General features: G+C 71.0%; 19 protein-coding genes. 7 read left to right on the top strand and 12 right to left on the bottom strand.

Annotation, left to right across the window (positions count from 1 at the left end):
• Window positions 1–39 precede the first annotated feature (39 nt).
• Window positions 40–504, bottom strand: a complete 465-nt coding sequence (locus tag ABZS54_RS01920; protein ID WP_355529697.1) for a MarR family transcriptional regulator — start codon at window positions 502–504, stop codon at window positions 40–42.
• Window positions 505–652: 148 nt separating this feature from the next.
• On the opposite strand from ABZS54_RS01920, the gene ABZS54_RS01915 reads away from it, so the two are divergent.
• Window positions 653–1,924, top strand: coding sequence for an MFS transporter (locus ABZS54_RS01915; RefSeq protein ID WP_355529694.1), 1,272 nt, complete (start codon window positions 653–655; stop codon window positions 1,922–1,924).
• 47 nt (window positions 1,925–1,971) lie between these two features.
• A complete protein-coding gene (locus ABZS54_RS01910) occupies window positions 1,972–2,805 on the top strand; it encodes an aldo/keto reductase (RefSeq protein ID WP_355529691.1) in 834 nt (277 codons plus the stop codon).
• Between the two features lie 34 nt (window positions 2,806–2,839).
• Here the strand turns inward: ABZS54_RS01910 and ABZS54_RS01905 are convergent, their stop codons facing one another.
• The 4 genes from ABZS54_RS01905 to ABZS54_RS01890 all read right to left on the bottom strand — a co-directional run bounded on the left by ABZS54_RS01905 (window position 2,840) and on the right by ABZS54_RS01890 (window position 5,570).
• Window positions 2,840–3,484: a uridine kinase gene (locus ABZS54_RS01905; RefSeq protein ID WP_355529688.1), complete on the bottom strand. Its 645-nt coding sequence runs from the start codon at window positions 3,482–3,484 to the stop codon at window positions 2,840–2,842.
• A 68-nt stretch (window positions 3,485–3,552) separates the two neighbouring features.
• Window positions 3,553–4,029, bottom strand: coding sequence for a nuclear transport factor 2 family protein (locus ABZS54_RS01900; RefSeq protein ID WP_355529685.1), 477 nt, complete (start codon window positions 4,027–4,029; stop codon window positions 3,553–3,555).
• A 76-nt stretch (window positions 4,030–4,105) separates the two neighbouring features.
• A complete protein-coding gene (locus ABZS54_RS01895) occupies window positions 4,106–4,381 on the bottom strand; it encodes a hypothetical protein (protein WP_355529682.1) in 276 nt (91 codons plus the stop codon).
• 136 nt (window positions 4,382–4,517) lie between these two features.
• Window positions 4,518–5,570 (bottom strand): questin oxidase family protein, encoded by a 1,053-nt coding sequence (locus tag ABZS54_RS01890; protein ID WP_355529679.1) that lies wholly within the window; start codon window positions 5,568–5,570, stop codon window positions 4,518–4,520.
• 137 nt (window positions 5,571–5,707) lie between these two features.
• Here ABZS54_RS01890 and ABZS54_RS01885 point away from each other — a divergent pair, with 137 nt between their 5' ends.
• Entirely contained in the window at window positions 5,708–6,316 is a 609-nt protein-coding gene (locus ABZS54_RS01885; protein WP_020549884.1) for a superoxide dismutase, read from the top strand.
• Window positions 6,317–6,440: 124 nt separating this feature from the next.
• Window positions 6,441–7,157, top strand: a complete 717-nt coding sequence (locus ABZS54_RS01880) for an ArsR family transcriptional regulator (protein WP_355529676.1) — start codon at window positions 6,441–6,443, stop codon at window positions 7,155–7,157.
• A gap of 63 nt (window positions 7,158–7,220) precedes the next feature.
• On the opposite strand, the gene ABZS54_RS01875 is transcribed toward ABZS54_RS01880, so the two are convergent.
• Window positions 7,221–8,738 carry an AMP-binding protein gene (locus ABZS54_RS01875; RefSeq protein ID WP_355529673.1) on the bottom strand — a complete coding sequence of 506 codons (1,518 nt, stop codon included), beginning with the start codon at window positions 8,736–8,738 and terminating at the stop codon, window positions 7,221–7,223.
• A 232-nt stretch (window positions 8,739–8,970) separates the two neighbouring features.
• Between ABZS54_RS01875 and ABZS54_RS01870 the strand changes: the two genes are divergently transcribed.
• Window positions 8,971–9,798 (top strand): isocitrate lyase/phosphoenolpyruvate mutase family protein, encoded by an 828-nt coding sequence (locus ABZS54_RS01870; RefSeq protein WP_355529671.1) that lies wholly within the window; start codon window positions 8,971–8,973, stop codon window positions 9,796–9,798.
• Window positions 9,799–9,939: 141 nt separating this feature from the next.
• The gene (locus tag ABZS54_RS01865; RefSeq protein WP_355529979.1) at window positions 9,940–10,341 is read left to right on the top strand and encodes a TIGR03618 family F420-dependent PPOX class oxidoreductase; all 402 of its coding nucleotides are present in this window, start codon (window positions 9,940–9,942) and stop codon (window positions 10,339–10,341) included.
• 89 nt (window positions 10,342–10,430) lie between these two features.
• Here the strand turns inward: ABZS54_RS01865 and ABZS54_RS01860 are convergent, their stop codons facing one another.
• Window positions 10,431–11,684 (bottom strand): pyridoxal-phosphate dependent enzyme, encoded by a 1,254-nt coding sequence (locus ABZS54_RS01860; RefSeq protein ID WP_355529668.1) that lies wholly within the window; start codon window positions 11,682–11,684, stop codon window positions 10,431–10,433.
• Between ABZS54_RS01860 and ABZS54_RS01855 the strand changes: the two genes are divergently transcribed.
• A complete protein-coding gene (locus ABZS54_RS01855) occupies window positions 11,670–11,888 on the top strand; it encodes a hypothetical protein (protein WP_355529665.1) in 219 nt (72 codons plus the stop codon). The two genes, ABZS54_RS01860 and ABZS54_RS01855, sit on opposite strands and share 15 nt — an antisense overlap.
• A 58-nt stretch (window positions 11,889–11,946) precedes the next feature.
• On the opposite strand, the gene ABZS54_RS01850 is transcribed toward ABZS54_RS01855, so the two are convergent.
• The 5 genes from ABZS54_RS01850 to ABZS54_RS01830 all read right to left on the bottom strand — a co-directional run bounded on the left by ABZS54_RS01850 (window position 11,947) and on the right by ABZS54_RS01830 (window position 19,150).
• Complete coding sequence (locus tag ABZS54_RS01850) at window positions 11,947–13,740, bottom strand: ABC transporter ATP-binding protein (RefSeq protein WP_355529976.1); 1,794 nt, start codon at window positions 13,738–13,740, stop codon at window positions 11,947–11,949.
• Window positions 13,741–13,841: 101 nt separating this feature from the next.
• Complete coding sequence (locus ABZS54_RS01845; protein WP_355529662.1) at window positions 13,842–15,575, bottom strand: ABC transporter ATP-binding protein; 1,734 nt, start codon at window positions 15,573–15,575, stop codon at window positions 13,842–13,844.
• A 455-nt stretch (window positions 15,576–16,030) separates the two neighbouring features.
• Window positions 16,031–16,291, bottom strand: coding sequence for a hypothetical protein (locus ABZS54_RS01840; protein ID WP_355529659.1), 261 nt, complete (start codon window positions 16,289–16,291; stop codon window positions 16,031–16,033).
• A 126-nt stretch (window positions 16,292–16,417) separates the two neighbouring features.
• A complete protein-coding gene (locus tag ABZS54_RS01835; protein WP_355529656.1) occupies window positions 16,418–17,338 on the bottom strand; it encodes a branched-chain amino acid transaminase in 921 nt (306 codons plus the stop codon).
• Window positions 17,339–17,710: 372 nt separating this feature from the next.
• The gene (locus ABZS54_RS01830; protein WP_355529653.1) at window positions 17,711–19,150 is read right to left on the bottom strand and encodes a PLP-dependent aminotransferase family protein; all 1,440 of its coding nucleotides are present in this window, start codon (window positions 19,148–19,150) and stop codon (window positions 17,711–17,713) included.
• Window positions 19,151–19,314 lie beyond the last annotated feature (164 nt).

Below are 19,314 nucleotides of genomic sequence, written 5' to 3'. Positions count from 1 at the left end.
GGCTGGATGTTGTGTGGCTGCGGGTGGGGTCGGGTGTGTTCAGACGTTGGATGGGCTGGGTGTGCCCAGGGATTTGACCGCCTCGACCAGGGGGGCGAGTTCGGGGCGTTGTTCGGCGTCTGTGAGGGATTCGCGGAGGGCCTTGTCGTGGGTGGGGCGGGCAGCGGCGAGGAGGTCGCAGCCGGGCGAGGTGACCTCGGTGTAGATGCCCCGGCGGTCGGTGTCGCACAGGTAGCGCGAGAGTAGGCCGCGCTCCTCCAGGCGGGTGACCAGGCGTGTGGTGGCGCTTTGGCTCAGCACCACCGCGTCGGAGAGTTCGTTCATCCGCAGGTGGTAGCCGTCCTGCCGGTTCAGCACGTCCAGGACCGAGAACTCGCGCACGCTCAGGTCGTGTTCGCTCTGGAGTGCACGTTCGATGTGCGCGTCGATGCGATTGTGCAGCGCCGCGAGCGCGCACCAGCCCTGCGCGAGTGGCGGTTCGATGACCTGCCTCTGTTGTCCCATGCGCTCAGGATACCTCCGAAGTGAAATAGCCCGCGTTTGCATCGATCAGCGTGTGCAAATATTGTCGACGCCTGTAAGCGGTTTGTGCACGCCATGCCCGGGCGCATGTCGTGCGCTCCGTCCTCCACCTCCTCGAAAGGGGTACTCCGTGCCTCTCGCACTGCTGGCCCTCGCCATCGGGGCCTTCGGCATCGGGACCACCGAGTTCGTCATCCTCGGCCTGTTGCCCGAGGTCGCGGGCACCTTCGAAGTCTCGATCACCACCGCCGGGCTCCTGGTCAGCGGGTATGCGGTCGGTGTGCTCCTGGGTGCCCCGCTGATGACCGTCCTGGGCACCCGCGTCTCGCGCAAGCGCATGCTGATCCTGCTGATGGGACTGTTCGTCCTGGGGAACGCGCTGACCGCGCTGGCCCCGGCGTTCGGCGTGATCCTGCTCGGCCGCGTGGTCGCCTCCCTCACCCACGGCGCCTTCTTCGGGATCGGCTCGGTGGTGGCCGCCGACCTGGTCGCGCCGGAGAAGAAGGCCGCGGCGATCTCCACGATGTTCGCCGGCCTGACCCTGGCCAACGTGCTCGGCGTGCCGCTGGGCACGCTGATCGGCCAGTCGGTGAGCTGGCGGCTGACCTTCCTGATCGTCGCCGCGCTCGGCGTGCCGGCCGCCGTGGGCATCGCCAGGCTGGTGCCCGAACAGCCCAAGCCCGAGGGCGTGCGCCTGCGCCACGAACTCGCGGTGTTCCGCAACGTCCAGGTGCTGCTCGCGATGGGCATGACGGTGCTCGGCTTCGGCGGCGTGTTCGCCGCGCTCACCTACGTCAAGCCGATGATGACCGACGTCGCGGGCTTCTCCGAGGGTGCGGTCACCTGGCTGCTCGCGGTGGTCGGCCTGGGCATGCTGGTCGGCAACGCGGTCGGCGGCCGGCTCGCCGACCGGCACCTGATGCCGCTGCTGTACGGCTCGCTGCTCGCGCTCGCGGGTGTGTTGGCGCTGTTCACGGTGACCGCGCACGACAAGACCGCGTCGGTGATCACGCTGTTCCTGATCGGTGCGCTGGGCTTCGCCACCGTGCCGCCCTTGCAGAAGCGGGTGATGGACAACGCCGCGGGCGCGCCGACGCTGGCCGCCGCGGTGAACATCGGCGCGTTCAACCTCGGCAACGCGATCGCCGCGTGGCTGGGCGGCCTGGTGATCGACGCGGGCCACGGCTACGAGTCGGCGAACTGGGCCGGTGCGGCCCTGGCGCTGGGCGCGCTGGCCCTCGCGGTGCTCGCCCACGGCCTGGAACGGCGTGCGCTGACCCGCTCGCGCGTCGTGGCGGCGCACCCGCCCGGTGTGCGGACCGCGCTCAGCGGGCAGAGCGGGCAGGGCGACTTCGGCGCCGGGGACCGAGCCGCCGAGCAACCCGCTCGGCTCCTCGGTTGATGCCGGGCCGCCCCGCCCGACCCCTACGACGAAGGACGATCCCAGCCATGAGCTCCACCCCCGTTCCCGACATCACCCTGAACAACGGCGCCACCATCCCGCAGCTCGGCTTCGGGGTCTTCCAGGTCGACAACGACGAGGCGACCACCGCCGTGGCGACCGCGCTGGAGGTGGGCTACCGCAGCATCGACACCGCCGCCGCCTACGGCAATGAGGCGGGCGTCGGCCGGGCGCTGGCCGCCTCCTCGGTGCCTCGCGCGGAACTGTTCGTGACGACCAAGCTGTGGAACACCGCACAGGGCTACGACTCGACCCTGGTCGCGTTCGACGAGAGCGTGGCCAAACTCGGCCTCGACTACGTCGACATGTACCTGATCCACTGGCCGACCCCGAACCGGGACCGCTACCTGGACACCTGGCGGGCTTTCGAAAAGCTGCTCGCGGACGGCCGGGTGCGCACGATCGGCGTGTCCAACTTCCAGCCCGACCACCTGATCCGGCTGCTCGAACACACCGCCGTGGTGCCCTCGGTCAACCAGGTCGAGCTGCATCCCTACTTCCAGCAGGGCAAAGTGCGCGGCTACGACCGCGCGCACGCGATCGCGACCGAGGCGTGGAGCCCGCTGGGCCAGGGCGGCGAACTGCTGGGGGACCCGGTGATCGCCGAGGTGGCCCGCGCGCACGGCCGGTCGGCAGCCCAGGTGGTGCTGCGCTGGCACCTCCAGCTGGGCAACATCGTGATCCCCAAGTCGGTCACCCCCTCCCGGATTCGGGAGAACTTCGAGGTGTTCGACTTCGAACTGAGCGCCGCCGAGCTGGGCGCGATCAACGCCCTGGATCGCGGCGGGCGGATCGGCCCGGACCCGGACACACTCAACTGAGGCCGCTCCGGCGGTTGTACGTCCCGACGCGGCGTCAGCTGCGGCGTTCCGGCTCGACCAGTGCCGGGTGCGCGGGATGGTCGTAGCGCACCAGCAGATCGGCCTCGGTCGCGGGCACGACCTCGTCCGCGTAGCGGGTCAGCGCCTCCAGCGTCCAGGCGTCCCGGGCCGGCGTACGCCTGCGCAGCGCGCCCGGGGACAACCACAGGTGCACGGTCAGATCCAACGGCAGCCCCTTGCCGAGCAGGAGCGGCCCGTCCAGGAGCAGGACCCCGCCCTTGGGCAGGGTGGTGTACGCGGCGCGGGTGGCCCGGTCCCGGGCGGCGTCCCACAGGCTGGGCAGCACCCGGCCGGTGCCGTCCGGGCCGAGCGGTTCCAGCACCTCCCGGCGCAACCCGGAGTCGTCCAGCCAGCCCCACAGATACGACTCCGCGTCGGTGTGCCCGTACTCCAGGCGCACCGAGGCGGGCCGCAGGAAGTCGCGCGCCCGCACCCGCAACACCGGATGCCCCAGCAGGCGCAGCGGGGCGACCAGCGCGTCGGCGACGGCGCCGGGTTCGGCCGCGTCCGCGCCGTCCACGGCGACCCGGGTCCACCGGCGTTCGCTCGCGCGGCCGGTGATCGCCGCGACCAGTTCGTCCACCAGAGCGGCCGGGGTGAGTGGTCGGGCGCTCACCATCGGCGCGCCGGGCGGGGGCCGTCGGGTTCGATCATGGCTACATTCTCGGCCGACCCGGGCGTGTGCGTTCAGTCGCCCCGCGGTTCGCGCTCCAGCGTCGCGTCCACGGTGATCCAGTCCGGCGGCATGTACGGCGGCGTCTTCCAGAAGATGTCGAGTCGCACGATCAAGCCCTCGTCGTTCAGTTCGAGGTAGTTCGCGAACCGCATCACCAGGAGGTCGTCCGTCGGCGTCGGCCGGATCGACTCGACCGCCTCGTTGAACGCGTACCGGCCGTCCTCGCTGAGGAAGGTGAAACGCGAGCGCAGTTCGTGCTGCGCCATTCGGCCGGTGACGGTGGAGACGAACCGCAGGTACGCCTCCTTGCCTTCGCACGTGTCCTCGGCGTTGTCCCGCATCCCCACGCGCACGAAGTCGTCGGCGAGCGTGGACGCCACCAGGTCCCAGTCGTGGGTGTCCACGCCCTGCCAGAAGTTCTCGACGGTGCGCCTGCGGCTTTCGAGGTCCTTCGATGGCTCTGTCGGGTCCTTCGATGTCTCGGTCATGGGCGGACGTTAGTGCGGTCCGCGGCCGAGATCCATAGGTATCTGACGGTGCGTCAGAGCGAGTTCGTGGTCCGATTCACCGATACTCGCGCCGGAAGTCGGGCAGCGCGGGCATCTGCGGTGTCTGCACGTGCGGCGGCGGGACTTCGACGAAGCCGCCGGAGATGCCCTGATGGATGCCCGCCACGGCGGGCCGCAGCTCCTTGAGCACGTCGTCCTCGCCGACCTGCCCGACCCGGCCGGTTTCGCTGGTCGAAGTGTCCGCGCGGCCGTCGGCGGGCGCGGGCGCCGCCGCGGCCAGTGCGAGCAGGGCGCCGGTGGCCGCGGCGGCGAGGAGTGTGGTGATGCGCATCGGATCTCCGTTCGTCGGTGACCCGCACGGGGTGTCCGTGCGGGTCGTCGGTACGGGACCAGCGAACAAATTCCGATGCTCCGAGTGGGGGAACCTCACTCGGATGAGGGCGTGTCGCGTGACTCGCCCCGCCCGGTCACCCCCGCAGCGGCCGCACCAAGCCGGCCGCGAGCACACCGGCGGACAACGCCCGCGAGTCTCCGGAGCGTGCGTACACGTCCGTCGCGGTGTCCACGAGCTTGATCACGTGCTCGTCGCCGTGCGCGTGCGCGCTCTCCATCGCGGTGCCGGGATCGGCCGCCGGGGCGGGTGTGTCCGGCGCGTCCTCGCGGGCCATGTACACCGCGAAGACCGCGCTGCTCGTGGCCCACGCGGCCGTGTACGAGGGGATCCACAACTCGGTCGGCAGTGCGGGCAGCACCCGCAGCACCGCACTGGGAGCGGTCACGCCGTGCACGTTCATCACGGCGCTCCCGTGTCCGCGACTCAGGTAGCGCAGGGTGGCCGCGTGCACCGTGTCCGCGAGCAGCGACTGCGCCTCCTCGGGGGTCTCGGCCGTGCGCACCGACAGGGTCGCGGTCAGCCAGCGGTCCCAGCCGGCCAGGAAGTCGAGCCGTCGGCTGATGTGGCCCTTCTCGCCTACCGGCAGCGGCGGCACGGCGTCCAGTGCGTCGAATGGCGTGCGGCCCCCCGCGAGCCGAGGCAGTTCGGGCAGTGCCTGGTTGCTGGAGGCGAAATACGCCATCGCGTGCGCGAACTCGGCGAGCCGGACCGGGCTCTCGCCCGCCTCCAGCAGCGCGCGGACCGCGTGTCCGACCCGGATCACGCCGTGCGTGGCGCCGCCGGGCAGGCCCGGGAGCAGGCGTGGCCACCACAGTGCGAGCACCTCGCGCCACGGCTGTTCGGCGATCTCGTCGGTGAACAGTTGGATCCAGTCCCCGTCGCGGGCGCGGTCGCCCAGTGCCTCGCGCCACGCGTCCCGGGCGATCCGTTCGGTCGGACGGGTCGGCGGTTCCAGCCGGTGGGTGTAAACGTCCAGCCAAGCGGGCACGGCTTCCCACTGGCCCGAGTGCACGAGCGCCTCGACGGCCATCGGCCCGTGATTGGACAACTTGTCGTCGAACTCGGAACCGGTGCGATGTAGACGTTCGAACGCTTCGTCCAAGGTTTCGGCGGCTTGCTGATGCATCGTCAACTCCTTCGGGTGCTTCGAGTGGACCGAGGGCCTCCGGTTAGGACAGTTGAGTCTTGCCTAACTTGCTTGGTCTCCGCCGAGAAGCATAGGGTCGAGAACGTCACCGCAACCACTGCGCAGGAGGAACTCCCGTGGCCGACACCGTCTACACGCTCCCCGACCTCACCTACGACTACGCCGCCCTGGAGCCGCACATCAGCGGCGCGATCATGGAGCTGCACCACGACAAGCACCACGCGGCGTATGTGACCGGTGCCAACACCGCCCTCGAGCAGATCGCGGAGGCGCGCGACAAGGAGGCCTACGGCACCATCTCCAAGCTGGAGAAGGACCTGGCCTTCCACGTGTCGGGTCACGTGCTGCACAGCCTGTTCTGGACCAACCTCGGGCCGACCGGCAACGGCGAGCCCACCGGTGACCTCGCCGAGCAGATCGGCGTCGACTTCGGCGGCTTCGAGCAGTTCCGCGCGCACATGACGCAGACTGCGATGACCGTGCAGGGTTCGGGCTGGTCCGTCGCCGCGTGGGAACCGCTCTCGCAGCGCATCGTGGTCACCCAGGTCTACGACCACCAGGGCAACATCCCGCAGGGCACCGTGCCGCTGCTCGCGATCGACGCCTGGGAGCACGCCTTCTACCTGCAGTACAAGAACGTCAAGGCGGACTTCTTCAAGGCCGTGTGGAACGTCTTCAACTGGGACGACGTCGCCACCCGCCTCGCGGCCGCCAAGGGCGCCTGAGGAACGACGTTCGGTCCAGGGTCGCGCGGGTGCTCCCCGTGCGGCCCTGTCCGGCGTTGGCGGGCACGCCGGCGTCGGCGAACGCACACGAGCACGCACTCGGGGTGGACGAGAGGGGCGAGCGATGACCGAGCAGGACGCGTTCGCACTGCTGCCCCAGACCCGGCGCGAGATATTGCGGCACCTCAAGGGTTCGGGCGAACTGCGCGCGGAGGAATTGGCCGATGCGGTCGGGATGACCGCGAGCGGCATGCGCCAGCAACTGGCCGGGCTGGTCGCCGAGGGCTACGTGACCCATCGGCAGGTTCGGCTCGGGCCGGGCCGGCCCAAGCACGTGTATCGGCTGACCGAGGCCGGGGAGAACCTGTTCCCCCGGCGCTACGGCGACCTGGTCGGCGACCTCCTGGAGACCGCGCAGGCCGAGGAACCCGGCTTCGTGGACCGGCTGTTCGACCGCCGGCGCGAGCGGCGCCTGGAACGGGCCCGGGCCCGGACGACCGCGCCGGGCCTGGCCGATCGGGTGGCCGCGATAGCCGCGATCCTGGACGAGGACGGCTACCTGGCCGGTGCGGAACCGTTGGCCGACGGCGGCGGGTGGCTGATCGTCGAGCAGAACTGCGCGATCTTCGACGTGGCGATCCGGTGCGGCATCGCGTGCTCCTCGGAACTGGCCTTCCTGCGGGAGGCGTTGCCGGACACCGAGGTGCGGCGGGTCAGCCACATGGTGGCGGGGGCACCGCACTGCGCCTATGAGATTCGGCCGGTGGCCGCCGGTGCCGGCGGTTCGGGCGATTCCGCCGGTCCTGCCGGTTCAGACGAGTCGGGTGAAGTCGACGGGTAGGCGTGTGGTGTGTCCGGGTGGCGGTCGACGGCCGCCGACTGACACACGCCGCCGATCCCCTGGTCAGGGGCCGGCCGGGATGCGTTCCGCGAGTTGTTCGCGCAGGGCGGGCTTGCTGACCTTGCCGGTGCCGGTGACCGGGAGGGCGTCGGTGAACACGACGCGGCGCGGGACCTTGAAGCCGGCCAGGTGCGCGCGGCACAGGGTGACGAGCGCGTCGGCGTCGAGCGACCGACCCGATGCCGGGACGACCACCGCCACCACGCGCTCGCCCCATCGGGTGTCCGGTTCACCGACCACCGCGACGTCGCGGACGTGCGGGTGGGTACGCAACACCGCCTCCACCTCGCGGGCGCTGACGTTCTCGCCGCCGGTGATGATCACGTCCTTCTTGCGGTCCAGGACGTACAGGTAGCCGTCGGCGTCGAACCGGCCCAGGTCGCCGGTGCGGAACCAGCCGTTCGCGAACTCGCCGGTGTCGATCTGCCAGTAGCCGTCCGCGACCTGCTCGGAGCGGACCGAGATCTCGCCGGTGGCGCCGGTGGGCAGTGGTCGGCCCGCGTCGTCGACGATGGTGATCTCGACGCCCGGGCCGGGCCGACCGGCCGCCGCGTACAACTGGGGGCGGTGGTCGGCGGCGCTCAGGAACACCGCGTTGCCGGAGAGTTCGGTCATTCCGTAGCCCTGGCCCAGGGCGCAGCCGAGCAGCCGGTCGACCCGGCGGATCAGGTCGGGCGTGATCGGCGAGGCGCCGTAACTGATCGAGCGGATACGCTCACGCAGCCCGTCGCCCTCGTGCACGTGGTCGAGCAGCGCATCGATCATGGTCGGCGCGAGGGACAGGTTGGTGACGTCGAACTCGCGGATGACGTGCGCCAGTTCAGCCGGCTCGTAGCGGCGCAGGACGACCACCGGGCGGCGTGCCAGGTGGTGGGCCGGCACCTGGTAGCCGGCGACGTGTGCGAGCGGAAAGGGGGTCAGCACGACCGCGTCGGGGTCGACCGGGCGGCATGCCAGCGACGTGCGCATCGCAGCGGTCAGGCTGCGATGGGTGAGCCGGACGCCCTTGGGCCGGCCGGTGGTGCCCGAGGTGAACAGCAGCCAGGTCAGCGCGGTCTCGTCGGTGGCCGGGGCGAACTCGGGCTCGCCTGCGCCGGCTTCGGCGAAGGCCTCGCCCAACTCCAGGCACGGGACCTCGGGTCGGTCGAGCCGGGCCATCGGTTCCGCGTCGCCGAGCAGCAGTTCCGCGCCCGAGCGGGCCAACTGATCGGCCCACTCGCGCGGGTGCAGCCGGGGATTGAGCGGGACCAGAACTCGGCCGGCCCACGGGACGCCGTAGTAGGCCGCCACGTACTCGGCCCGGTTGTGCGCGAGGATCCCGACCCGGGCTCCCGGCGAGGTCCGCCGCGCGACGGTGCCGGCGAGCGCGCGGGAGTGGCCGGCCAACTCGGCGAACGTCCAGACGGTGGGCTCGGCCGCAGCGGGGTCGGCGGGCCTGCGCGGGGTGTGGGCGGGGACGATCAGGGCGGTGCGGTCGGGTACCTCCCGAGCCGCGTCGACCAGGATCTCGTGCAGCAGCATCGGGCCTCCCTCGTTCTCGCGGGGACGCTACCGCAGCCGGACGCGGCGGCCTCGAAGGGGTGATCCCGCTGCCCGTTTCGCCGGGAAGGCAATGATTCGGAGTTTTTGGTGTGGTTGGGCGACTTGGTCGGGCAGGTCGGCAAAACGGATGCCCGGTGTGGGCGGGTGGGGCAGGATCGGCAGGGTTCGGCCGCGTTCGGCGCGGTCGTCGTCGATACGGAGGGCACGCTCGATGAGCAGCACGAACCAGGCCGTCAATGCCGATCGCTTCGCGGAATTCCGGGCCCTGCACCAAACCGGGGCGCCGCTGCTGCTGCCCAACGCGTGGGACCACGCCTCGGCTGCGGCGCTGGTCGAGCGCGGGTTCCCGGCGATCGGGACGACGAGCCTGGGGGTCGCGATCGCGGCGGGCAAGCCGGACGGGGTCGGCGGGACGCGCGAGGAGACGGTGCGCCTCGGGGTGGGCATCGCGCGGCTGCCGGTTCCGGTCAGCATCGACATCGAGGGCGGCTTCGCCGAGCGGCCGGAGGACGTCGCGGCGTTGGGCGTCGAGTTGGTGCGGGCCGGGGTGGCCGGCGTCAACATCGAGGACGGGCGTGCCGACGGCACACTGACCGACGCGGACCACCAGGTCGCGGTGATCGCCGCGGTCAAGGCGGCCGCGCCGACACTGTTCGTCAACGCGCGCACGGACACGTACTGGGCGGGCGGCCCGACCGCCTCGCTCGACGAGACGGTGCGGCGGATCCGGGCCTACCGGGCGGCGGGTGCGGACGGCGTGTTCGTGCCGGGCATCCAGGACGAGGCCGCGATCGAGACCCTGGTGGGCGCCACCGACGCGCCGCTGAACATCCTGTACAGCCCCACCGGCCTGTCCCGCGCCCGCCTCGCGAAGCTGGGTGTGCGGCGGATCAGCACGGGGTCGCTGTTGTTCCGGGTCGCGGTGCAAAGCGCGGTGGACCTTGCGTGGGCGGTTGCGCACGACGAGGCTGCGGGACCGGCCGGCGCGCCGACGTACGCGCAGGCGCAGGCGATGTCGGAGGTCTATCGGGGCGACTGAGGGTCGGCGGCGACGGGCCGGCCCGCGGGGTGTGCGGGCCGGGGTGCGGGGGCCTGCGGCGGGGGAGGTCATACTGCTGGGCGGCGGGCCCGGAAGGGTCTCGCGACCCCGGCAGGCCCGATCGTGAAAGACCTGATCTCGATGACGCTGCACGTTCCGCCGACCACCACCCCGGATTTCCAGGCCTTCTGGCAGGAACGACACCTGTGTCTGCTGGTCACCCACCGTCCCGACGGGACGCCGCACCTGGTCCCCGTGGGGGCCACGTACGACGAGGTGTCCGGGATCGCCCGGGTCATCTCGCACGGGGCCAGCAAGAAGGTCCGCAACGTGCTTGCGGCGGGGCCGGGAGCGCGTGTCGCGATCTCCCAGGTCACCGGGAGCCGCTGGTCGACGCTGGAGGGCATCGCGACGATCAACCGCGACCCCGAGGCCGTCGCCGAGGCGGTCCGGCGCTACACCGAGCGCTACCGCGAGCCGCGGGTCAACCCGGAACGCGTGGTGATCGAGATCGCGGTGACCAAGCGGATGGGGACGGTATAGGGGTCGTGTGTGCCGCTCGGTGAGAGCCACCACCGAGGGTCGGACCACCCCGCCCGGCGAGTGTGGGGACCGCGGTGTGTGCGCGGCGGCTAGGAAACCATCCCCGCCGCCCGTAGCCGGCGCTCGACGGCCGGCCAGGTCGGGTCGATCGGGTCCGGGGAGCGGGTGCCGGTGTCCAGGTCCTTGAAGCCGCTGGAGGTGGCGACGCAGACCACCGGGCCGTCGGCACACGGGCCGTGCGCGCGCAGGCCCGCGAGGCCGGCCGCGGCGGACGTCTCCACCCACAGGCCCTGTCCGGCCAACTCGGCGCGTGCCGTTGCCAGTTGGGCATCGGTGACGAGCAGCGCCCGGCCACCGCCGGCGCGCAGCGCGACCACGCCGCGGTAGCCGCTCACGGGGCAGTCGATCGCGTATGCGGCGGTGGGGCCGACCCGGACGCGTGCGGCCGGTACGCCCTCGCGCATTGCCTTCGCCAGCGGTCCGCCCGCCGCCGGTTCGCAGGCGAACATCCGCGGAGTGCGGTCGGTCAGGCCGAGGCGGCGCAGCTCGGCGAAACCCTTCCAGACGCCGAACAGCAGCTCGCCGTAGCCGGTCGGGACGAACACCGCCGCCGGTACGCCCAGTTCGGCGTGGATCTCGTAAGCGATGGTCTTGTAACCCTCGGGGCCGAAGGCGTGGCCGGTGTGGGTGGTGGTGAGGTTGCTCAGCGGGTGGAAGCCGAGGCGGTCGACGATCTCGCGCATCAGGCCCCAGCGCGCCTCGGCCGGCACCGAGAGCACCGTCGCGCCGTACGCGTTCAGGAACGACTCGACGGCCGGCGGCGCGCCCGTCGATGCCAGCACCACGGCCGGCAGCCCGGCCCGGGCCGCGAAGGCCGCCGCCGACGCGCCGTGGTTGCCGGAGGAGGAGACCACGACGCCGGCTGCGCCGACCCCGACGGCGGCGGAGACCGTGCAGCGGTTGATCCGGTCCTTGTGGCTCCAGGTCGGGTTGCGCGACTCGTCCTTGACGTACACCCCGTCGCCCAGGTCGATCAGCGGCGTATCGCCCTCGCCCAGGCCGGGTCCGAGCAGCGGCGGCAACAGCGGGGCCCAGCGCGCCAATCCGGCGCCCCGCCCGGTCGGCGCGAACAGCTCGGGGTCGACCCGGTCGTAGGCGTAGTCCACCTCGACCGGATAGGCGACCTCGTCCGTACCGGTTCGCGGGCAGCCGGACACCAGCGGTGGCCACAGCGGGTAGGTGATCGCCGGATCGCCCATCGAGCGCTGCACCGTGGCCAGTGAGTCCGCCCGGCCGGGCGGACTCGACGAGTCGGACGAGTCGGACGGGTGAGCCGAGATCATGACCGTCGAGCCTATGCGCCCGGGCCGACGTCCGCGACCGGCCCGTTCGCGCTCGGCCTGATGCACGGCGCCACCGGCGGCTGGACCGTACCGATGGCCGCACTCGCGGTCACCGCCGTCGGCCAACTCCTGGTCGGCCTGGTCCTGTCCGGCAACCGTGGCGCCGGCGCCACGCCTGCGGCGAAGCGGGCGTCCGGCACGTGAGCACGGCCCCACGCGCGGATGCCCCGAGGCACGCGGCCTCGGGGCACACCCGGTCGAACTACACGATCTCCGCCGCCGGCTGGGCAAACTGCGAGGCGTACAGCCGCGCATAGGCACCGTCGGCCGTCAACAGCGTGTCGTGCGTGCCCTGTTCGACGATCGAGCCGGACTCCATCACCAGGATCACGTCCGCGTCCCGGATCGTGGACAACCGGTGTGCGATCACGAAGCTGGTCCGGCCCCGACGCAGCGAGTTCATCGCCTTTTGGATCAGCACCTCGGTGCGGGTGTCCACCGAACTGGTCGCCTCGTCCAGCACCAGGATCTGCGGCTCGGTCAGGAACGCCCGGGCAATGGTGAGCAGTTGCTTCTCGCCCGCGCTGAGATTGCCCGCCTCGTCGTCGAGCACGGTGTCGTATCCGTCCGGCAGCGTGCGCACGAAGCGGTCCGCGTGGGTGGCCTTGGCCGCCGCGACCACCCGCTCGCGCGAGACTTCGCCGACGCCGTACGCGATGTTCTGAGCGATCGTGCCGCCGATCAGCCACGTGTCCTGAAGCACCATGCCTATCGGTGCGCGCAGGTCCTCGCGGGCCATCCCGGCGATGTCCACACCGTCCACGGTGATCCGGCCGCCGGTCACCTCGTAGAACCGCATCAGCAGGTTGACCAGCGTGGTCTTGCCCGCGCCGGTGGGTCCGACGATGGCGACCGTCTGGCCCGGGTGCACCTCCAGATCCAGGTCCTCGATCAGCGGCTTGGCCGGGTCGTACCGGAAGGAGACCTTCTCGAAGGCGACGTGCCCGGTCACCTTCTCGATCCGGGCGGGCGGTTCCGGGTCGGGGGACTGCTCCTCGGCGTCGAGCAGCGCGAAGACCCGCTCGGCCGAGGCGACCCCGGACTGGAGCAGATTGGACATCGCGGCGACCTGGGTGACGGGCCCGTTGAACTCGTACGAGTACTGGACGAACGCCTGGATGTCGCCCAGCGTCATCGCGCCCGAGGACACCCGCAGACCGCCTATCACCGCGACGAGCACGTAGTTGAGGTTGCCGACGAAGGCCATCGCGGGCTGGATCAGACCGGAGATGAACTGGGCCTTGAAGCCGGCCGCGTACAGCGCCTCGTTGTGCTTGTCGAAGATTTCGGCGGATTCCTTCTGCCGACCGAACACCTTGACCAGCGCGTGTCCGGTGTACATCTCCTCTATGTGCGCGTTGAGCTTTCCGGTGCTCGACCACTGCTTGATGAACTGCGGCTGGGCGCGCTTGCCGATCGCCATGGTGACCAGGATCGAGGTCGGCACGCTGACCAGTGCCACGAGTGCGAGCAGCGGCGAGATCCAGAACATCATCACCAGCACGCCGACGATGGTCAGCACCGAGCGCACGATCTGACCCATCGCCTGCTGAAGGGTCTGTGCGATGTTGTCGATGTCGTTGGTCGTGCGCGAGAGCACCTCGCCGCGCGGCTGCTTGTCGAAGTAGTTCAGCGGCAGCCGGGACAACTTGGTCTCGGCCTTCTCGCGCAGCCGATAGGTGGTGCGCTGGACTATGGTCGCGGTCAGCCGGCCCTGTGCCAAGGAGAACAACACCGAACCGACCACCACGGCGAAGGTGGCCAGCAGGATCATCCGCACGTGGTGGAAGTCGATGCCCTTGCCGCCGGCGACGCCGGTGAAGATCGCGTCGGTGGCCTTGCCGAGCAGCCGGGGGGTGAGCACCGCGAGGCCGACACCGGCGATCCCGCACACGAGCAGCGCGTACAGGCGGGCCCGTTCGGGGGCCATCATGCCCAACAGGCGGCGTCCGGAGGCCTTGAAATGCATCGACTTCTCGGTCGGCGCGCCGCCCATCATGCGCGCGGCGGGCCCACCGCCGACCTGCGGGCCGGGACGACGTTCCGGGACCGCGACCTCGGTCCGATCGCCGGATTCGGTGGTCTCGTCGGTGGTGGTCACGCCGCCTCCTCCTCGGTGAGCTGGGACAGCACGATCTCGCGGTAGGTGTCGTTGCCGGCCATCAACTCGCCGTGCGTGCCGGTGCCGACCACGCGGCCCTCGTCCAGCACCACGATGCGATCCGCGTGCCGGATGGTGGCCACGCGCTGCGCGACGATCACCACGGTGGCCTGCGCCGTTTCCGCGAGCAGTGCCGCGCGCAACGCCGCGTCGGTGGAGTAGTCGAGTGCGGAGAACGAGTCGTCGAACAGGTAGATCTCCGGCTTGACCACCAACAGCCGGGCGATCGCCAGGCGCTGCCGCTGGCCGCCGGAGACGTTGCCGCCGCCCTGGGCGATCGGCGCGTCCAGTCGTTCCGGCAGCGCCTCGACGAACGAGCGGGCCTGCGCGGTCTCCAGGGCTCGCCACAGGTCCTCGTCGGTGGCGTCCGGATTGCCGTAGCGCAGGTTGGAGGCGATGGTGCCGGAGAACAGGTACGGCTTCTGCGGGACCAGGCCCACCGTGCGCGACAGCAGGGCGGGGTCGAGTTCGCGGGTGTCCACGCCGCCGACCAGGACCGCGCCGGCGGTCACGTCCAGCAGGCGCGGGATCAGGCTCAGCAACGTGGTCTTGCCCGCTCCGGTGCTGCCGATCACCGCGGTGGTCTCGCCGGGCCGGGCGATCAGGTCTATGCCGCGCAGTACCGGCTCCTCGGCGCCGGGGTAGCAAAAGCTCACGTCGCGCAGTTCGAGGCGGCCGTGCGCGTGCAGCGCGGTCACCGGGGCCTTGGACACGGTCAGGCTGGTCCGGGTGTCCAGGACCTCGGTGATGCGGTCGGCGCAGACCGCCGCGCGCGGGATCATCATGGTCATGAAGGTGGCCATCATCACCGACGCGAGGATCTGCATCAGGTAGCTCAGGAAGGCGATCAGCGCGCCGATGTCCATCGCGTCGGAGCCGATCCGGTGGCCGCCGATCCACACGATCACGATCGCCGAGGTCTCCCACACGAGCAGGACCGACGGGTACATGTAGGCCAGCAGCCGGCCGAGCGAGAGCGACACGTCGCGGATCTCGGCATTGGCGTCCGCGTACCGTTCCTGTTCGTGACGGTCCCGGCCGAACGCGCGGATCACCCGGATCCCGGTGATCTGTTCCCGCATGATCCGGTTCACGTTGTCGATCCGGCCCTGAAGCACCCGGAACAGCGGCGGCATCGCGCGCACGATCCAGCCGACGGCCAGGACCAAGACGGGCACGATGATCAGGAACAACAAGGACATCGGGACGTCCTGGTTGACCGCCATCAGGATGCCGCCGAAGCACATGATCGGTGCGGACACCATCAGGGTGAGTGCGAACAGAGCCAGTATCTGGACCTGTTGCACGTCGTTTGTGGTGCGGGTGATCAACGACGGGGCGCCGAACTCGCCGACCTCACGCGCGGAGAAGGTCTGCACCCGGTTGAACACGGCGGCACGGATATCGCGGCCCACGCCCATCGCTATCCGGGCGCCGAAGTACACCGCGATCGCGGCGCACACGATCTGGACCAGGGTCACCCCGATCATCGCGGCGCCGACGCGCAGGATGTAACCGGTGTCACCCTTGACCACGCCGTTGTTGATCAGGTCGGCGTTCAGGGTCGGCAGGTACAGGGCGGCCAGGGTCTGCACCAGTTGCAGCAGCACCACCAGGCCGATCGGCTTGGCGTAGGGGCGCAGATGTGCGCGGAGCAATCGGATCAGCACGAGGTCCTCTTCGGGTCGGGGGAGTACAGCCGACCTGGGGCACAAGCCGTACACGGTCGTGGAAGCGGCCTCGTGCGGGGCGCCGGTTCGGGGTGCGGGCCGAGGGCGGCGCGTCGCAAAGGCGGGTCCTGCCCTCGACGGTAGTGCCCCTCGACGGGGCGGTCGATCGGATTGTGCCCACTGCCCGGCCGGTGCCGGGCCGGCCCGGCGGTGGTCGAAGGGATGTGCATGGCGGTTCTCCCCGAGTGCGGTCCAAGGTGCCGAAGGCGGCCCGTCGACGTTCGCTCGGGCGGCATGTCGAAACCGTAGGACTTCAGGTCGACTTGAGGTCAAGGTCGATGGTCGGGACATGCCGATGCCCGCGGGCCGTCGGCGGCCCGTTCGGAACCGTACACAGCGCGATGGCCCGCCCACCCCGAGGGGTGGGCGGGCCATCGCGGTGCCGGTTGCGAACGTCAGTGGATCGCGACGAACGTCTCGCTGACGTGCCACGCCACGAACTCGTCGCCGCGGTGATCCTTCTTGCCGTGGTGGCCCTTCTTGCCGTGGTGGCCCTTGTCATCGTCGTCGTCGCAGTCCGAGAACTTGACGCCGGAACTGGTGCGGTGGCCGACCAGGAGGCCGTCGTCGTGACCGCTCGCCTGAGCGGTACCGGCACCGGCGAAGGCGAAGAGGGCGGCGCCGGCGACGGCGATCAGCGTGGTACGGATGCGCATTGTCATCTCCCATTGAATGTGAGTATGCGGGACGTATATACAGATATCCGGAAAACCACACCAATATGGGGAATTGCGCCCATTAGGGGCGTGTCGCGCAGTCGGTGCGACCCGTTCGGCCCGCGGTCACTGGTGCACGAGGGTGAGCCAGTGCGCGTACCGCTCGTCCGTACCGGTGACCGCCGCGGTGTAGGCGGCCTGCAGCTTTCGGGTGACCGAACCGGTGCCCACCTCGCGGTCGTCCAGCGAGGCCACCGGCACCACGCCCGCCGCGGTGCCGCTGACCAGGACCTCGTCCGCGGTGTACAGGTCCGAGCGGAGCAGGTTCTCGACGCGGACCGGCAGGCCCAGATCGGCGGCCAGCGTGAGCACGGTGTCCTGGGTGATCCCGCGCAGTGCGCCGGCGCTCGCGGGCGGCGTGTACAGGATGCCGTCGCGTACCGCGAAGACGTTGGCCGCACTGCACTCGCTGACGTAGCCGTCCGCGTTGAGCAGCAGCGCCTCGTCGTAACCGGCCCGCAGCGCCGCAGTCTTGGCGAGCGCCGAGTTGAGGTAGCCGGCGGTGGCCTTGGCCGCGGGCGGCAGCGCGTTCGGGTCGTTGCGCCGCCACGAACTGGTCGCGAGGCGGATGCCGCGCTCGGCCGACTCGTTGCCGAGGTAGGCGCGCCACTCCCACCCCGCAATGCTCACGTCGACGGCCATCTCGGGCCGGAAGGCCGGGCCCATCTCGCCGTAGCCGATGTGCGCGAGGTGGCGCAGGTAGCACTCGGAGTGCCCGTTGGCGGCGACCAGTTCCACCGTCGCGGCGCGCAGTGCGGGCAACTCGTAGGGCACCTCGAAGCCCAGGATGTGCGCGCTTTCGCGGAAGCGGCGCAGGTGGTCGTCGAGTCGGAACACCGCGGGGCCGCGCGGGGTGAGGTGGACCCGGGTGCCTTCCAGGACGCCGGTGCCGTAGTGCAGTCCGTGGCTGAGGACATGCACCTTCGCGTCGGCCCACGGCACGAGCGCGCCGCCCATCCAGATCCAATCCGCTTCGGTCAGTGCCATCGCTGCTCCCGCCCTCGTGTGCTCGTGCGTGGTCGCGTCCGGCCGTGCGCTCGTGCCCTGCGGCGGCGCCGGTCGGGTCTGCCGACAAGTGGATCGCTGACGAATGCCTCGATGAGCCACTTGACGACTGGCACATTAGCCCTATCGGTATTGAGCCACTAGTGCCGATCCGGCATGCGGACATGGCGGTGTTCCGCCGCTCGCGGTGCGGGTGGGCGGGGCCGGGTCGGCTTGCGGGGGAGGGGAGTTGAGGGTGGGGGCGGTTCGTCGGTGGTGTGTGACTGCGGCGTGCCGCGTGCGGTGCGCGGCGGCGTCCGGTGGGGTCTGCTGGAGTCGGCCGAGTCGGCCGAGTCGGCCGAGTCGGCCGGGTGATCAGCGGGACTCGCGCCAGGCCTTCACGAGGAGTTCGACCGCCTGGGACAGGACCGGTTCGGGCCAGGCGTAGCTGAGGCGGATGCGGTCGGCGGCGGTGTCGGGGAGTGGGGCGAAGACCGCGCCGGGGGAGACCGAGACGCCGTGGCGCAGGGCGGTGGCGACGAATTCCTCTCCGTCCACACCGGGCAGGCGGGCCCACAGGGACAGGCCGCCGCGCGGCAGCGTCCACTCCCACTCGGGCAGGTGCTCGGTGAGCTCGGCGGCGAAGTGATCGCGGCGGTCGGCCAGCGTGGCGGACCACTCGCGCACCCGCTTCGCCCGGTCGGGGTCGCGCAGCAGGTGGATGGCGAGTTGCTGGTCGAGGGTGGAACAGGCAAGGTCGGTACGCTGTTTGGCCTCGATCAGCAGGGTTCGTACGGCGGTCGGCGCGGCGACCCAGCCCAGCCGCAGACCGCCCCACGTGGTTTTGGACAGGGTGCCCAGGCACACCGTGCCTTCGGGCAGGTGCTCGGCTGCCGAGGCCACCGGGCCGTCGGCGAGATCGGCGAGGCTGCGGTCCTCCACGAGCAGCGCGCCCTCCTCGGCGGCGACCTCGGCGATCGCCTTCGCGCGCCGGGCCGAGACCACCGCACCGGTCGGGTTGTGCACCGGCAGTGAGAACACGTACGCGGGGCGATGCCGACGGATCGCCGAGCGCAGTGCGTCCGGGTCGAAGCCGTGGCGATCGGCAGGGACCGGGATCGCCTCGGCGCCGAACCGGTAACCGGCCGCGAGCATCCCTGGATAGGTGGTCGGCTCGACCAGGATCCGGTCGCCGGGCCCGAGCAGCGCGTCGGCGACCAGGTGGATCGCCTGCTGCGCACCGGACGTGACCACGATGTCGTCGGCGGCGAACCCGGCGGGCAGTTCGTGCGCGGCGATCAGGGCGCGCAGACGCGGGTCGCCGGCCGGCGCGTACCCGTCCTGCGGACGGGCGTCGAGCAGGTCCTCGACGCGCAGCGCGGTGTGCGGCAGCAGCGAGGCGTCGGGGACGGCCGCCTTGGCCAGGTCGACCACGATGGCGCCCTCGCGCAGCCAGCGCGCGAAGGTCGGCCGGCCGCCCGGGCGTACGTAGGAGCCGCTGCCGTGGCGGCGTTCGATCAGGCCGATGCGGTTCAGCGAGAGGTAGGCCGAGGTGACCGTGCCACGGCTGAACCCGAGCGCCTCGGCGAGAGCGCGCTCGGAGGGCAGCCTGGTCTCGGGGAGCAGGTCGCCGCCCTCGACCAGTTCGCGCAGTGCGTCGAACAAGCGCTCGCCGCGGGATCGGCGCTCGTTGCGGCGGGGGCGCCCCATGCGCTCCCCGACCACGACGGCGAACTGCTCGACCTCCACGATCACTCCCTCGACGCACACGTGTGGGACGACGATGGTTTCACGGTCGGGGGCGGGGGTGGTCACGTGCGTGGGTTGGGGCGGGTCGGGGGTCCTCAAGCGCCGGACGGGCTGGATTGGTTGGGTGGGTGGTTCTCGGGGGTCCTCAAGCGCCGGACGGGCTGGATTGGTTGGGTGGGTGGTTCTCGGGGGTCCTCAAGCGCCGGACGGGCTGGATTGGTTGGGTGGGT

Origin of the sequence: Embleya sp. NPDC005575 (genome assembly GCF_040605455.1) — a bacterium.
Classification (GTDB): Bacteria; Actinomycetota; Actinomycetes; order Streptomycetales; family Streptomycetaceae; genus Embleya.
The sequence above is the reverse complement of the archived record's forward strand: the minus strand, read 5'-3'. Positions and strand labels throughout refer to the sequence as shown.

What these genes read in the sequence shown, in the direction of transcription:
- ABZS54_RS01920 (WP_355529697.1), bottom strand. Translation starts at nt 504, where the DNA reads ATGGGACAACAGAGGCAGGTCATCGAACCGCCACTCGCGCAGGGCTGG.
- ABZS54_RS01910 (WP_355529691.1), top strand. Translation starts at nt 1,972, where the DNA reads ATGAGCTCCACCCCCGTTCCCGACATCACCCTGAACAACGGCGCCACC.
- ABZS54_RS01905 (WP_355529688.1), bottom strand. Translation starts at nt 3,484, where the DNA reads ATGGTGAGCGCCCGACCACTCACCCCGGCCGCTCTGGTGGACGAACTG.
- ABZS54_RS01900 (WP_355529685.1), bottom strand. Translation starts at nt 4,029, where the DNA reads ATGACCGAGACATCGAAGGACCCGACAGAGCCATCGAAGGACCTCGAA.
- ABZS54_RS01895 (WP_355529682.1), bottom strand. Translation starts at nt 4,381, where the DNA reads ATGCGCATCACCACACTCCTCGCCGCCGCGGCCACCGGCGCCCTGCTC.
- ABZS54_RS01890 (WP_355529679.1), bottom strand. Translation starts at nt 5,570, where the DNA reads ATGCATCAGCAAGCCGCCGAAACCTTGGACGAAGCGTTCGAACGTCTA.
- ABZS54_RS01880 (WP_355529676.1), top strand. Translation starts at nt 6,441, where the DNA reads ATGACCGAGCAGGACGCGTTCGCACTGCTGCCCCAGACCCGGCGCGAG.
- ABZS54_RS01875 (WP_355529673.1), bottom strand. Translation starts at nt 8,738, where the DNA reads ATGCTGCTGCACGAGATCCTGGTCGACGCGGCTCGGGAGGTACCCGAC.
- ABZS54_RS01870 (WP_355529671.1), top strand. Translation starts at nt 8,971, where the DNA reads ATGAGCAGCACGAACCAGGCCGTCAATGCCGATCGCTTCGCGGAATTC.
- ABZS54_RS01865 (WP_355529979.1), top strand. Translation starts at nt 9,940, where the DNA reads ATGACGCTGCACGTTCCGCCGACCACCACCCCGGATTTCCAGGCCTTC.
- ABZS54_RS01860 (WP_355529668.1), bottom strand. Translation starts at nt 11,684, where the DNA reads ATGATCTCGGCTCACCCGTCCGACTCGTCCGACTCGTCGAGTCCGCCC.
- ABZS54_RS01850 (WP_355529976.1), bottom strand. Translation starts at nt 13,740, where the DNA reads ATGGGCGGCGCGCCGACCGAGAAGTCGATGCATTTCAAGGCCTCCGGA.
- ABZS54_RS01840 (WP_355529659.1), bottom strand. Translation starts at nt 16,291, where the DNA reads ATGCGCATCCGTACCACGCTGATCGCCGTCGCCGGCGCCGCCCTCTTC.
- ABZS54_RS01835 (WP_355529656.1), bottom strand. Translation starts at nt 17,338, where the DNA reads ATGGCACTGACCGAAGCGGATTGGATCTGGATGGGCGGCGCGCTCGTG.